Raw genomic sequence first — 13,126 nt, forward strand, 5'->3', positions numbered from 1 at the left:
CAACGTCATGCCTGTCACGACCGCTTCAAGCCCTTGGTACAGGCATCTTTGGCCCTGGATCATCATTGCCATCCTGGCCTGCTCGGTGACGCTGAGCCTGTCGATGGTCTTTATTGCCGTGACCAACCCGGACCCACTGGTTACCGACAACTACTACGAAGCAGGCAAAGGCATCAATCGCTCGCTGAATCGTGAAGTGCTGGCCCAGAACCTCAAACTGCATGCCGACGTCCATCTGGACAGCCTGACCGGCGAGGTCGAGCTGCGCCTGAGCGGCAACAGCAGCCCGCAGCGTCTGGAGCTGAACCTTATCTCCCCCACACAACCCGCCAGTGATCGTCGAGTGTTTCTGACTCGCAGCTCGTCCGAACCGGGCCGTTACGTCGGCCAGTTGCAGGACCGTGTCACAGGCCGTCGCTTTGTAGAGCTGCTGGGCGTCGAAGGCGATCAGACCTGGCGCTTGTTCGAGGAAGAGCAAGTCGGCACCGATGACCTGATTCTGGGCGATGAACCGCTGCAAGCCGCGCAACGCCGGAACGACTGAACGTGACCGCGTCCGACCGCTCTCCCACGCCCTGCTACCACTGCGCCCTGCCCGTGCCGAGCGGCCGGCGTTTCAGCGCAGTGGTGCTCGGTGAAACCCGTGAGCTGTGTTGCCCAGGCTGTCAGGCGGTTACCGAGGCCATTGTCGCGAGCGGGCTGGAAAGCTATTACCGTCATCGCAGCGAAACGGCAGCCAACCCGGAAAGTCTGCCCACGCAGTTGATCGATGAACTGGAGCTCTATGACCGGCCAGACGTACAAGCGCCGTTCGTCCGCCACGAAGGCGATCTGTCAGAAACCATTCTGCTTATCGAAGGCATCAGCTGCGCAGCCTGCTGCTGGCTGATCGAACAGCGTCTCGCACGTTTGCCGGCCATTGCCGAGGCACGCATGAACCTCTCGACTCATCGTCTGCAGGTGCGCTGGCGTGGCGACCAGCTGGCCCTCAGCCAATTGCTGAGCGAAATTCACGCCATCGGCTATGTTGCCCACCTGTGGCAGGCCGACCGAGCGGCGGAAAGGCTGGCGAGTGAAAATCGTCTGGCCTTGCGCCAACTCGGTGTCGCCGGGCTGTTGTGGGTTCAGGCAATGATGGCAACCATGGCAACCTGGCCAGAGTTCAACATCGACCTCAGCCCGAACTTGCACACCATCCTGCGCTGGGTGGCGTTCTTTCTGACCACCCCCATCGTGTTTTATAGTTGCGCGCCGTTCTTCCGTGGCGCGTTGCGCGACTTGCGCAACCGCCAGCTGACGATGGACGTCTCGGTGTCGCTGGCCATCGGCGCGGCGTATGTCGCAGGTATCTGGACCGCAATCACCGGTGTGGGCGAGCTGTATTTCGATGCGGTCGGCATGTTTGCCCTGTTTCTGCTGGCTGGACGCTATCTGGAACGGCGAGCCCGCGAGCGCACTGCGGCGGCCACCGCGCAACTGGTCAACCTGCTGCCTGCCTCCTGCCTGCGCCTGGATGAAGACGGCCAGAGCCAGCGCATCATGCTCAGTGAGCTGCGTCTGACCGACCGGGTACTGGTGCAGCCCGGTGCGGTAATTCCGGCAGACGGCACAGTTGTCGAGGGTCAGTCCAGTGTCGATGAGTCGTTGCTGACCGGCGAATACCTGCCGCAGACACGTGGCACTGGCGATGCGGTCACTGGCGGAACACTGAATGTCGACAGCCCGCTAACCGTCAACGTGACGGCACTGGGTCAGGAAACCCGTCTGTCCGCTATCGTCCGGCTGCTGGAGCGCGCCCAGGCGCAGAAGCCCCGACTTGCCCAGTTGGCAGATCGGGCGGCACAGGTCTTTTTGCTGTTTTCGCTGGTCGCCGCAGCGTTGATAGGCGTGATCTGGTGGCAGATCGATGCATCGCGTGCATTCTGGATCGTGTTGGCAATGCTGGTAGCCACCTGCCCCTGCGCGCTGTCGCTGGCTACCCCGACCGCGCTGACCGCCGCGACTGGCACGCTGCACACACTCGGTCTGCTGCTGACCCGAGGTCATGTGCTGGAGGGCCTCAATCAAATCGATACCGTCATCTTCGACAAGACCGGCACCTTGACCGAAGGTCGTCTGGTGCTGCGCAGCATTCAGCCGCTGGGCGCGCTGGACGCTGACACCTGCCTGACTTTGGCGGCGGCGCTGGAAAACCGCTCCGAGCACCCGATCGCTCGCGCGTTTGGCCGCACGCCCCAGGCCGCCGACGACGTCCACAGCACACCGGGGCTGGGCCTTGAAGGCGTTGTCGGTACACGCCACCTGCGCATTGGCGAGCCGGCTTTTGTCTGCGCACTGAGTGGCGCGCAGATACCATTGATCACAGATCAGTCCGGACAATGGCTGCTGCTCGGCGACACGCAAGGCCCTCTGGCATGGCTGGTGCTGGACGACCGACTGCGTGACGATGCCCATACCTTGTTAGACGCCTGCAAGGCACGTGGCTGGAAAACCCTGTTGCTGTCCGGCGACAGCTCGCCCATGGTTGCCAGCGTCGCCAAGGCATTGGGTATCGAAGACGCCCGCAGCGGCTTGCGCCCAGACGATAAACTTGCCGTGCTGCGCGAGCTGCAGGCACAAGGGCACAAGGTGCTGATGGTCGGTGACGGGGTAAACGACGTGCCGGTCATGGCCGCTGCCGATATCAGCGTGGCGATGGGCTCGGCCACCGATCTTGCCAAGACCAGCGCCGACAGCGTGCTGCTGTGCAACCGCTTGCCGGTGCTGATCGACGCACTGAATCTGGCCCGACGCACGCGCAGGGTCATTATCGAAAACCTGATCTGGGCCGGTCTGTACAATGGCCTCATGCTGCCCTTTGCAGCACTTGGCTGGATCACCCCTATCTGGGCAGCAATCGGCATGTCGGTCAGCTCATTGATCGTGGTGCTCAATGCACTGCGTCTGACCCGTCTGCCGCGACTCACCCCGCCTGCACCGGAGGTTGTATGCCCGCGCTTTACATCCTGATTCCTGCCGCCCTGCTGCTGGTGGGCATCGCGATCTACGTATTTTTCTGGGCGGTGGACAGCGGCCAGTACGATGACATGGAAGGCCCGGCACACAGCCTGTTGTTCGATGACCCACCGCCTGCAGAGCCGCTCCCGCCTGCGCATCAAAAGTCAGGTTGTGACGAGAAGCACAATGCTTGAACTGGCCCCGGTACTGTTGTCAGCGCTTATTCTCGGCCTTTTGGGCGGTGGTCATTGCCTAGGCATGTGCGGCGGCCTGATGGGCGCGCTGACACTGGCCATCCCCAAAGAGCAGCGCAGCCGCCGATTTCGTCTGCTGCTGGCCTATAACCTTGGGCGTATTCTCAGCTACGCGCTGGCCGGCTTTGCATCCGGACTGGTCGGCTGGGCCGTCGCGCAAAGCCCGCTGGCCACAGGCTTGCGAATAATGGCCGCCGTCCTGTTGATCGTCATGGGGTTGTATCTGGCTGGCTGGTGGAGCGGGCTGACCCGCATCGAACGGCTGGGCCGAGGCCTGTGGCGACACCTGCAACCGCTGGCCAGCCGTTTGTTACCGGTGTCCAGTGTGCCGCGCGCGCTGTTGCTCGGCGCACTCTGGGGATGGCTGCCCTGCGGGCTGGTGTACAGCGCCCTGCTCTGGGCTGCCAGTCAGGGCAATGCGGTCGATAGCGCCCTGCTGATGCTGGCATTCGGGTTGGGCACATGGCCGGTTCTGCTGGCAACCGGGCTTGCCGCCGAACGCACCACCGCGCTGCTGCGCAAGCGTGACATTCGCGTGGCGGGCGGGTTGCTGGTCATCGTGTTCGGGCTCTGGACATTGCCCGGGCCGCATCAGCACTGGCTGATGATGATGTCGCACTGAGAGGCTGGCCACCTGACCCACATCAAGATTCCCCCTGAACAGCCTGCGTATGCTCGCGCCATCACCAGCCTGACCGGGACACGCGCGCATGCTCGACACCATTCGTTGGGATTCAGATCTGATCCGCCGCTATGACGTGACAGGGCCGCGCTATACGTCCTATCCGACTGCGCTGCAATTTGACACACGCATTGGCGCGTTCGACCTGTTGCAGGCTCTTCGCGACAGTCGCAAAGCGCTGCGTCCGCTGTCTCTATATGTGCATCTGCCCTTCTGCGCGAACATTTGCTATTACTGCGCCTGCAACAAGGTCGTCACCAAGGATCGCAGTCGGGCGCAACTCTACCTGCAGCGACTGGAGCATGAAATACAAATGCTCGCCTGCCACCTGGCACCCGGTCAGGTGGTGAAACAGCTGCACCTGGGGGGCGGCACGCCGACCTTTCTCAACCATGAAGAACTGCGTCGGTTGATGGCGCAATTGCGCGCATGTTTCACGCTGCTGGACGATGATTCGGGCGACTACAGCATCGAAATCGACCCCCGTGAAGCCGACTGGGCAACCATGGGTCTGCTGCGCGAACTGGGGTTCAACCGGGTGAGCCTAGGCGTTCAGGATCTTGATCCGGCAGTGCAACGAGCGATCAACCGCATGCAGAGCCTGGAAGAAACCCGCGCTATCGTTGAAGCCGCCCGCACGCTGCAGTTTCGCTCAGTGAATATCGACCTGATCTACGGCCTGCCAAGACAGACGCCGGACGCCTTCAGCGGCACGCTGGACGAGATCATCAACCTGCAGCCAGACCGTCTTTCAGTGTTCAACTATGCTCACCTGCCGGAACGCTTCATGCCGCAACGCCGGATCGATGCAAGCGAACTGCCGACCGCCGAGAGCAAATTGATCATGCTCGAGCGCACCCTCGAACAACTCGGCAGCGCGGGCTACCGTCATATCGGCATGGACCATTTCGCCTTGCCCGACGACGATCTGGCCATTGCCCAGGAGGACCTGACCCTGCAGCGCAACTTTCAGGGCTATACCACGCAGAATGATTGTGACCTGATCGGGCTAGGCGTCTCGGCCATCAGCCAGATCGGCGAGCTGTACAGCCAGAACAGCAGCGACCTTACCGACTATCAACGACTGCTGGACAGCGACCAGCCTGCCACCAGGCGAGGGTTGACATGCAGCGACGACGACCGGATCAGAAGCGCCGTCATCCAGCAGTTGATCTGCCACTTCACGCTGGATTTCGCCGCGATTGAAAAAGCATTTCGCATCGATTTCAGGATTTATTTCAACGACGCGTGGCCACAGCTGCTGGTTATGGCAAACGATGGGCTTATTGCGCTGAGCGATACAAGGATCGACGTCAGACCGGCAGGTCGTTTGCTGGTGCGCTCGGTGTGCATGGTGTTCGATGCGTACCTGACCCGGAAAAACCGGCAGCAGTTTTCCCGGGTAATTTGAACAAGCGGTGCTGCACTACATTTTGGCCAGCACCAGCATGCCCGCCTTGGTCTTGTCGGAGTCACTGGACTTGAGGCTGTTCATGAGCGACGACAGATCGGCCGTGGAATTGCTTATCTGCGCCTGCAATGTTCCAAGCACGGTCTGTAACGCGGCGGCCTTGGTACGGCGCTCATCGGGGTCCAGGCTCTGGTCACTCATGACCTTCTGAAGCTGGTCCATGGTTTCCTCTATCTTGCGCTGCAACTCGCGAATGGCCTTGAGGATCTTCTGTACGGAGGAAGGCAGCCCGCTCTGCTCGATATCCGCATTTTTCGAGGACGACGCTGCAGCGGCCTTGCCTTCCGGGGAAAGATTGACCTCCACGCCTTTTGTCTCGCCGACAGGTTTTTCTGCATTGCTTTCAATGGCTTGGCTGTAGGTCACCTGCGAGGTAGGCGTACGTATTGTAATACTATTGATCAACGGGAGAGTCGTTGACATGGCAAGGCATCCTGAATCGGCTGGAAATATACGAATGCATCGGCATTAAGAGCGCAAACTTGATTAATCAGATGGCCTTCGACGCTGGCCCGATTTATCCAGGGTGAGTTACCCTTATGACTTATGTGTGATTTCCCACAAGGAATTAAGTGATGTCCGAGCCAGTGAAACGTGCTCAAAGCCAAGCCCATTGCAAGGATTGCAGCCTCGCACCGCTGTGTCTGCCCCTCTCGCTCAACCTGGATGACATGGATTCGCTGGACCAGATCGTCAAGCGCGGCCGCCCGTTGAAGAAAGGCGAGTTTCTGTTTCGTCAGGGCGACACTTTCGAATCGGTATACGCGGTACGTGCCGGCGCCTTGAAAACTTTCAGCATCAGCGACAATGGTGAAGAACAGATCACCGGTTTTCATCTGCCCAGTGAACTGGTGGGCATGTCTGGCATGGACACCGAGGCCTACCCGGTTTCGGCGCAGGCACTGGAGACTACATCGGTGTGCGAAATTCCATTCGAGCGTCTGGACGAGTTGTCGGTGCAACTGCCACAACTGCGTCGGCAATTGATGCGCGTGATGAGTCGTGAGATCCGTGACGATCAGCAAATGATGCTGCTGCTGTCGAAGAAAACCGCTGATGAGCGCATTGCCACTTTCCTGATCAATCTGTCGGCGCGCTTCCGGGCACGGGGCTTTTCGGCCAATCAGTTCAGGCTGAGCATGTCCCGCAACGAAATCGGCAATCACCTCGGGTTGGCAGTGGAAACCGTGTCACGCGTGTTCACGCGGTTCCAGCAAAACGAGCTGATCAACGCAGAGGGCAAGGAGATCCATATCCTCGCCCCAATCGACCTGTGCGCACTGGCAGGCGGTTCGATGCAAAGCTGAGGCGTGCGATCTTTGGCGGGTCGGCTTAAACTGTCGGCCAAAACTGCCATGGACTCCCCGATGACCTTCGATCAACCGAACTTCAAATCCCTTATACGCCCGGTCGTAGACTTCCCCAAGCCGGGCGTGGTGTTTCGTGACATCACTCCCCTGTTCCAGTCCCCCAAAGCCACCCGTCAAGTCATTGACAGCTTCGTGCAGCGCTATATCGAGGCCGACTTCAGTCACATCGGTGTCATGGACGCGCGCGGCTTTCTGATTGGTTCGGTTGTCGCCTACCAGTTAAACAAGCCGCTGGTGCTGTTCCGCAAACAGGGCAAATTGCCTGCTGACGTACTGTCCGAGGGGTATCAGACCGAATACGGCGAAGCCTACCTGGAAGTGCATGCAGACAGCCTGTGCGAGGGCGATTCGGTGGTGATGTTCGATGACCTGATCGCCACGGGCGGCACCCTTATCGCTGCCGCCAACCTGATCCGCCGCATGGGCGCCAAGGTGCATGAAGCTGCTGCGATAATTGACTTGCCAGAACTGGGCGGCTCGAAACGCCTGCACGATCTGCAGATCCCGACGTTCTGCCTGACCGAGTTTGCGCTGGACGAGCAGTAAGGGCTATTTGCAAGCCATGAAGCGCCCGAAAACGGGCTTTTGTCCGGAAGCCTGTGAGCCTAGGAGGTTACGACGGCTGCGATGGGCTGCGAAGCAGTCCTGAAACGGTTTACTACCGCTTCCTGGCAGATGCGCACAAGCGAAGCGTCACCCAGGCTACTGACAGCCCTCGGCTTTCGTGTCCGATAATCTAACCTGCCGTATTGCCGTGCAGCTTGGTCATGAGCTGCGCTTCGGCCTGGGTCAAGCCGCAGGACTGAGTGAGCTCATCGATGCTGGCACCCATGCCCACCAGCCTGGCGGCCTGGGCGAAGGACAGCGTGGAGGGATCGCGCTGTTCCAGTGCGGTGAGCTTATCCGGCAATGGCGCAACGGTGGCGCGCAGTTCATGCAAGGCTTCGCCCATGCGCACCGTACCGTTCTGGTAGTTGTCCAGGCGTCTGGCCAACTCCTTGATCCGCTGATCACGCAAGGCAGCCGCCTCGTCACGCTCGGCGTCAAGCTTGCGCTGACGCTTGGTATGGGCCAGGAACAGAAACAGGGTCACGCCCCATAGAATGGCCAGAAAGACGACAGCTACCTCAAAGATCAATCAAATGCTCTCCAGTTCGGACCACTCTTCTTCGGACATCATTTTGTCCAGTTCGACAAGAATCAACAGCTCGCCGTTCTTGTTGCAGACGCCCTGAATGAACTTGGCCGACTCGTCATTACCCACGTTTGGCGCGGTTTCGACTTCGGACTGACGCAAGTAAACCACTTCCGCCACGCTGTCGACCAGAATACCGACCACTTGCTTGTCGGCCTCGATGATCACGATACGCGTGTTATCGCTGACTTCAACCGGCGCCAGGCCGAAGCGCTGACGAGTGTCGATTACGGTGACAACATTACCGCGCAGGTTGATGATGCCCAGCACGTAGCTTGGAGCACCCGGAACCGGGGCGATTTCGGTGTAGCGCAGCACTTCCTGCACCTGCATTACATTGATGCCGTAAGACTCGTTGTCCAGGCGGAATGTAACCCATTGCAGGATCGGATCTTCGGAACTTTGTGCAGACGACTTATTCATAACCCCAACCCCTCACGTGTGTTCTTTGCGGGTGACGCCACTGGCGCCTGCCCATGATTATTTCGACTTGTTCAACTGCTTGACCGCGCCACTGGCTATCAACTCGGCCAACTCTGCAACATCCAGCAACGCACACATGTGCTCGATAACCGTGCCTGCCAGCCAAGGTCGCTGACCGCGTTGCGTGCGCCATTTGATCTCGTTCGGATCAAGACGCAACGAGCGACTGACCTGATGCACCGCCAGCCCCCATTCGTATCCTTGCACCGAGATCACGTACTGCAATCCCTGGCGAAAATCGTCGCGGTAGCGATCAGGCATGATCCAGCGCGCGGTATCCAATACTTTCAGGTTGCCTGCCTGACTGGGCAGGATCCCGAGAAACCAGTCCGGCTGCCCGAACAGTGGCGTCAGTTCCTGCCCTGCCAGCGGATAAATCGACCCCAGACAGACCAGTGGCACCGCCAGTGTCAGACCCGCCACATCAAACAACAGGCATTCGAACGGCTCGGCAGCCCACGCCGGACGACCATCGCTGGTCGGTGGCGGCGTTGGAGTTCGCTGAGTCACCAGCGTACTCAATTCGGCGACAGGCTCGACCAGATCTACTGTCGGCACCGTCGTTTCAACCTTTAACGTTTCAACCTGTAAGGCCTCGGCAACGATCACCGGAGCAACCTCAAGCACTGGCACCGCAACAGGTGCCGCAACCTTGACGGCTACAGCCACCGCGGCAGGTGCGGCAACCGCGACCGCCAGCGGCTTCACCTGCGCCTGCATGCGCGCATCGAACGCTTGCTCTTCAAGCACCGCAGCCTGGAATTCATCGATACTGCCGGAAGGCGTTTCAAGCTCTTCGGTCGCGTCGTAAAGCAATGCGTCCAGATAGGACTGCAAAGCCAGCTTGGGTCGTGTTGCAACTTCTACAGGGCGGTTCATACCGGGGCCCAACAAAAAATGGAGCGTGTGCAGCCTGATAGAGTTATCGGCCGCATTGAGGCATCACTTGAGCGAACTGTGCAGAAAGAGTAAAGGTTCATGTCAGGCCACCTGAGCATTGAGCTGCTCGGCGAGCATGTGTTTGAGCAAAGCCCGATAGGCAATCACGCCACGACTCTTGCTGTCGTTCTGAGAGGGCGTCAGGCCCAGGCGACTGGCATCCCGAAGCCGTGTGTCGACTGGCACATAGGCCTGCCAGACATGCTCGGGGAAGCTGTCACGCAACAACTTCAGGGTGCCCATCGACGCCTGGGTGCGGCGGTCGAACAGCGTGGGCACAATGGTGTAAGGCAGCGGGACTTTTCGCGAGCGGTTGATCATGGCCAGCGTATTGACCATCCGTTCCAGGCCTTTTACAGCCAGAAACTCGGTCTGCACAGGGATTGCCAGTTGCTGGCTTGCCGCCAGCGCATTGACCATGAGAACGCCCAGCAACGGCGGACTGTCGATCAGCGCATAGTCAAATTCCTGCCATAACTGGGCAAGACTCTTGGCGATCACCAGGCCGAGACCGCTCTGGCCAGGCGATTGACGCTCAAGGGTGGCAAGCGCCGTGCTGGACGGTATCAGGGATATGCGCTTGTCACTGGTGGGCAGCAACAGCTGCGCGGGAAGACCATCCGGCACCGCGCCTTTGTGCAAGAACAAATCGAACGCGCTGTGCTCCAGCTCGTCCGGATTGTGCCCGAAATAACTGGTCATGGAGCCATGGGGGTCCAGATCGACAACGACCACGCGTTTGCCTGCATCAGCCAGCAACCCGGCCAGGGCAATGGTCGTGGTGGTCTTTCCGACTCCACCTTTCTGATTGGCTACTGCCCAGACTCTCATTGATTTTTTTCCTTCCGTACAGCGAAGATCATACCGATACGATTATTGGAGGGCGGGTGACGGAGAATTGACGGCGTTCGCGCGTACCGGCGGCTTTGCTGGCACCGGTGCAGTTTGTGTGCCAGCACGCCTTAAAGCAGCATCAGGTTGCACATTCGCGGAACCTGCACTGGTCAGACTGCGGCGAACATCCAGGTTTCGCGAGATAACCAGCACCACACGGCGGTTCTTGGCGCGCCCGGCAGCGGTGGCATTGGAAGCAACAGGCTGAAACTCGCCGTAGCCTACAGAGGCGAGCCGCGCCGGGTTGACGCCGTCCATCGCCAGCATGCGCACAATGCTGGCAGAGCGCGCCGAGGAGAGTTCCCAGTTGGTCGGAAACTGTGCAGTGCGGATCGGCTGATCATCAGTGAAGCCTTCGACATGGATCGGGTTGTCGAAGCGTTTGACGATATCGGAGACCTTTTCAATGATGGTGAATGCCTTGTCGCTGGGCATGGCATCGCCACTGACAAACAACAGGCTGGAGTTAAGCTCGATCTCTATCCACAACTCGTTGCCGCGCACGGTCATCTGGTCGGACTTGATCAAGTCGCCAAACGCATCGCGTACATCCTGGGCAATAGTCTGCAACGGGTCATCGGACGCCTGCCCGATACCGGCGTCAGTCTGCTCGCTTTCCTTGAGCAAGGGCTCGGCAGGCTTCGTCGACACCGGACGCTGTTCGCCGATCGGGATCGGCTTCATGGTCCGCTCCGTGTCGTTGAAGACCCCCACCAGCGCCTGGGACAGAATCTTGTACTTGCCTTCGTTGATAGAAGATATGGAGTACATCACCACGAAAAACGCGAACAGCAACGTAATGAAGTCGGCATAGGACACCAGCCAGCGTTCATGATTTTCGTGTTCCTCGGGCTGACGTCGGCGAGCCATGCGCTGTTACTCCATGAAGCCTTGCAGCTTGAGTTCGATGGAGCGCGGGTTTTCACCCTCGGCGATGGACAACAGACCTTCGAGCAGCATTTCGCGGTAGCGTGACTGACGATGGGCAATACCTTTGAGCTTGTTGGCCACCGGCAGCAGGATGAGGTTGGCTATGGCCACACCGTAGATGGTGGCAACAAACGCAACCGCAATGCCACTGCCAAGCTGGCTCGGGTCGGCCAGATTGCCCATCACGTGAATAAGCCCCATCACTGCACCGATGATGCCCACGGTCGGCGCGTAGCCGCCCATGCTTTCGAATACTTTGGCAGCCTGGATATCGCGGGTTTCCTGAGTGATGAAATCCACTTCCAGAATGCTCCGGATCGCCGCTGGCTCAGCCCCGTCCACCAACAGTTGCAGGCCTTTGCGGGCATAACTGTCGGGCTCGGCGTCGGCTACAGTTTCCAGCCCCAGCAAACCTTCCTTGCGGGCGGTCATGCTCCAGCCTATGACCCTGTCAACACCGCCGGGCAGATCAATGCGAGGCGGGAAAACAATCCAGCGAACGATCTTCATGGCGCGCATAAACGCGCTCATCGGTGATTGCAACAGCGATGCGCCCAGTGTACCGCCCAGCACGATCAGGGCTGCCGGACCATTGAGTAATGCGCCGAGGTGTCCGCCTTCGAGAAAGTTACCGCCGATAATCGCGACAAACGCCAAAATCAGACCGATAAGACTCAGTACATCCATCAGAGACAAGCCTCGACCAGATGCCGACCGATGTCATCGAGGCTGTAGATCGCGTCGGCGAGGTCCGCCTTGACGATAGCCATCGGCATGCCATAGATCACGCAGCTTGCTTCATCCTGCGCCCATACGGTACTGCCCGCCTGTTTGAGCAGGCGTGCGCCCTCCCGGCCGTCTGCGCCCATGCCGGTCAATACTACCGACAGCACTTTGTCGCCGTAGGATTTGGCCGCCGAGCCGAAAGTAATGTCGACGCAAGGCTTGTAGTTCAGGCGTTCATCGCCTGGCAGAATCTTCACCGTGCCGCGAGCGTCGACCATCATCTGCTTGCCGCCAGGGGCCAGCAGCGCCAGCCCTGGACGCAGAACATCACCGTCCTCGGCCTCTTTGACGCTGATCTTGCACAGTTTGTCGAGACGCTCGGCAAATGCCTTGGTGAATGCCGCAGGCATGTGCTGAATCAGGACCAGGGGCGCCGGAAAACTGGCTGGCAGTTGGGTCAGTACTCGTTGCAGGGCAACCGGACCGCCAGTCGACGTACCGATGGCGACCAGTTTGTAGGCCTTGCGCTTGGCGGTGCCAGTGGTCGTGGCGTGCGCAGGCGCATGATGAGCATGATGAGCATGATGAGCATGAGCATGCCCATGCGCTGCCGGCGCCGAAACAGGGGCCGGAGCAGCCGTACGCGAAGGCACAGTACGCGCGGGCGTAGCCGGCGCTGGCGCACGACTCGAAATCGTCGAAGGCGCTGGTGCCGCAGATGATGCGCTGGCAGAACCAAAACCGCTCGAACGGCGGTTGCTACGCGAGATACTGTTGATCTTCTCGCACAGCAGTTGTTTGACCTTTTGCGGATTGCGCGAAATGTCTTCGAAATTCTTGGGCAGAAAATCCACGGCACCGGCATCAAGCGCGTCCAGCGTTACGCGCGCACCTTCGTGCGTCAGCGACGAGAACATCAAGACCGGGGTGGGAATACGCTGCATGATATGGCGAACTGCCGTAATGCCATCCATCATCGGCATTTCGTAGTCCATGGTGATGACGTCAGGCTTGAGCGCCAGCGCCTGCTCAATTGCTTCCTTGCCATTGGTGGCGGTGCCGACAACTACAATGTTGGGGTCCGAAGAAAGAATTTCCGTAACGCGGCGGCGGAAAAAACCGGAATCATCCACCACCAGGACCTTGACTGCCATAAACACTCCAATAGGTGCTGCAGGCAGCCAG

15 protein-coding genes are annotated in these 13,126 nt (G+C 59.5%); 7 read left to right on the plus strand and 8 right to left on the minus strand.

What is annotated here, in order from left to right; translation table 11 throughout:
• Positions 1-7 precede the first annotated feature (7 nt).
• From ALO43_RS14670 to hemN, 5 genes are all read left to right on the plus strand, one after another.
• On the plus strand, positions 8-544 hold the full coding sequence (locus ALO43_RS14670; RefSeq protein ID WP_005887408.1) for a FixH family protein: 537 nt from the start codon (positions 8-10) through the stop codon (positions 542-544).
• A gap of 2 nt (positions 545-546) precedes the next feature.
• Positions 547-3,009 carry a heavy metal translocating P-type ATPase gene (locus ALO43_RS14675; RefSeq protein ID WP_054997722.1) on the plus strand — a complete coding sequence of 821 codons (2,463 nt, stop codon included), beginning with the start codon at positions 547-549 and terminating at the stop codon, positions 3,007-3,009.
• Positions 2,988-3,191 carry a cbb3-type cytochrome oxidase assembly protein CcoS gene (gene ccoS, locus ALO43_RS14680; protein ID WP_024670724.1) on the plus strand — a complete coding sequence of 68 codons (204 nt, stop codon included), beginning with the start codon at positions 2,988-2,990 and terminating at the stop codon, positions 3,189-3,191. The genes ALO43_RS14675 and ccoS overlap by 22 nt, the downstream gene beginning before the upstream one ends.
• A complete protein-coding gene (locus tag ALO43_RS14685) occupies positions 3,184-3,873 on the plus strand; it encodes a sulfite exporter TauE/SafE family protein (RefSeq protein WP_054997723.1) in 690 nt (229 codons plus the stop codon). Before ccoS ends, ALO43_RS14685 begins: the two co-directional genes overlap by 8 nt.
• An 88-nt stretch (positions 3,874-3,961) precedes the next feature.
• Complete coding sequence (hemN, locus tag ALO43_RS14690; protein ID WP_005887397.1) at positions 3,962-5,344, plus strand: oxygen-independent coproporphyrinogen III oxidase; 1,383 nt, start codon at positions 3,962-3,964, stop codon at positions 5,342-5,344.
• Between the two features lie 15 nt (positions 5,345-5,359).
• Here hemN and ALO43_RS14695 read toward each other — a convergent pair whose 3' ends face one another.
• Positions 5,360-5,827 (minus strand): chemotaxis protein, encoded by a 468-nt coding sequence (locus ALO43_RS14695; protein ID WP_005887395.1) that lies wholly within the window; start codon positions 5,825-5,827, stop codon positions 5,360-5,362.
• A 152-nt stretch (positions 5,828-5,979) separates the two neighbouring features.
• Between ALO43_RS14695 and fnr the strand changes: the two genes are divergently transcribed.
• Both fnr and ALO43_RS14705 read left to right on the plus strand, forming a co-directional pair.
• Positions 5,980-6,711 carry a fumarate/nitrate reduction transcriptional regulator Fnr gene (gene fnr, locus ALO43_RS14700; protein ID WP_005887393.1) on the plus strand — a complete coding sequence of 244 codons (732 nt, stop codon included), beginning with the start codon at positions 5,980-5,982 and terminating at the stop codon, positions 6,709-6,711.
• A gap of 60 nt (positions 6,712-6,771) precedes the next feature.
• Positions 6,772-7,320 carry an adenine phosphoribosyltransferase gene (locus ALO43_RS14705; RefSeq protein ID WP_005887391.1) on the plus strand — a complete coding sequence of 183 codons (549 nt, stop codon included), beginning with the start codon at positions 6,772-6,774 and terminating at the stop codon, positions 7,318-7,320.
• A gap of 190 nt (positions 7,321-7,510) precedes the next feature.
• On the opposite strand, the gene ALO43_RS14710 is transcribed toward ALO43_RS14705, so the two are convergent.
• From ALO43_RS14710 to ALO43_RS14740, 7 genes are all read right to left on the minus strand, one after another.
• Complete coding sequence (locus ALO43_RS14710) at positions 7,511-7,912, minus strand: DUF2802 domain-containing protein (RefSeq protein WP_005890139.1); 402 nt, start codon at positions 7,910-7,912, stop codon at positions 7,511-7,513.
• Entirely contained in the window at positions 7,913-8,392 is a 480-nt protein-coding gene (locus tag ALO43_RS14715) for a chemotaxis protein CheW (protein WP_024690363.1), read from the minus strand.
• Positions 8,393-8,449: 57 nt separating this feature from the next.
• Entirely contained in the window at positions 8,450-9,331 is an 882-nt protein-coding gene (locus ALO43_RS14720; RefSeq protein WP_024670728.1) for a CheW domain-containing protein, read from the minus strand.
• Between the two features lie 102 nt (positions 9,332-9,433).
• Positions 9,434-10,222, minus strand: coding sequence for a ParA family protein (locus ALO43_RS14725; protein WP_005890137.1), 789 nt, complete (start codon positions 10,220-10,222; stop codon positions 9,434-9,436).
• Between the two features lie 42 nt (positions 10,223-10,264).
• The gene (gene motD, locus ALO43_RS14730) at positions 10,265-11,155 is read right to left on the minus strand and encodes a flagellar motor protein MotD (protein ID WP_005890136.1); all 891 of its coding nucleotides are present in this window, start codon (positions 11,153-11,155) and stop codon (positions 10,265-10,267) included.
• 6 nt (positions 11,156-11,161) lie between these two features.
• A complete protein-coding gene (locus ALO43_RS14735) occupies positions 11,162-11,902 on the minus strand; it encodes a flagellar motor protein (RefSeq protein WP_005890135.1) in 741 nt (246 codons plus the stop codon).
• The gene (locus tag ALO43_RS14740) at positions 11,902-13,095 is read right to left on the minus strand and encodes a protein-glutamate methylesterase/protein-glutamine glutaminase (protein ID WP_024690365.1); all 1,194 of its coding nucleotides are present in this window, start codon (positions 13,093-13,095) and stop codon (positions 11,902-11,904) included. Before ALO43_RS14740 ends, ALO43_RS14735 begins: the two co-directional genes overlap by 1 nt.
• Positions 13,096-13,126 lie beyond the last annotated feature (31 nt).

This window comes from Pseudomonas tremae (assembly GCF_001401155.1).
In the GTDB taxonomy this organism is placed as follows: domain Bacteria; phylum Pseudomonadota; class Gammaproteobacteria; order Pseudomonadales; family Pseudomonadaceae; genus Aquipseudomonas; species Aquipseudomonas tremae.

What these genes read in the sequence shown, in the direction of transcription:
- ALO43_RS14715 (WP_024690363.1), bottom strand. Translation starts at nt 8,392, where the DNA reads ATGAATAAGTCGTCTGCACAAAGTTCCGAAGATCCGATCCTGCAATGG.
- fnr (WP_005887393.1), top strand. Translation starts at nt 5,980, where the DNA reads ATGTCCGAGCCAGTGAAACGTGCTCAAAGCCAAGCCCATTGCAAGGAT.
- ALO43_RS14705 (WP_005887391.1), top strand. Translation starts at nt 6,772, where the DNA reads ATGACCTTCGATCAACCGAACTTCAAATCCCTTATACGCCCGGTCGTA.
- ccoS (WP_024670724.1), top strand. Translation starts at nt 2,988, where the DNA reads ATGCCCGCGCTTTACATCCTGATTCCTGCCGCCCTGCTGCTGGTGGGC.
- ALO43_RS14735 (WP_005890135.1), bottom strand. Translation starts at nt 11,902, where the DNA reads ATGGATGTACTGAGTCTTATCGGTCTGATTTTGGCGTTTGTCGCGATT.
- ALO43_RS14685 (WP_054997723.1), top strand. Translation starts at nt 3,184, where the DNA reads ATGCTTGAACTGGCCCCGGTACTGTTGTCAGCGCTTATTCTCGGCCTT.
- ALO43_RS14695 (WP_005887395.1), bottom strand. Translation starts at nt 5,827, where the DNA reads ATGTCAACGACTCTCCCGTTGATCAATAGTATTACAATACGTACGCCT.
- ALO43_RS14670 (WP_005887408.1), top strand. Translation starts at nt 8, where the DNA reads ATGCCTGTCACGACCGCTTCAAGCCCTTGGTACAGGCATCTTTGGCCC.
- ALO43_RS14720 (WP_024670728.1), bottom strand. Translation starts at nt 9,331, where the DNA reads ATGAACCGCCCTGTAGAAGTTGCAACACGACCCAAGCTGGCTTTGCAG.
- ALO43_RS14725 (WP_005890137.1), bottom strand. Translation starts at nt 10,222, where the DNA reads ATGAGAGTCTGGGCAGTAGCCAATCAGAAAGGTGGAGTCGGAAAGACC.
- hemN (WP_005887397.1), top strand. Translation starts at nt 3,962, where the DNA reads ATGCTCGACACCATTCGTTGGGATTCAGATCTGATCCGCCGCTATGAC.
- ALO43_RS14740 (WP_024690365.1), bottom strand. Translation starts at nt 13,095, where the DNA reads ATGGCAGTCAAGGTCCTGGTGGTGGATGATTCCGGTTTTTTCCGCCGC.
- motD (WP_005890136.1), bottom strand. Translation starts at nt 11,155, where the DNA reads ATGGCTCGCCGACGTCAGCCCGAGGAACACGAAAATCATGAACGCTGG.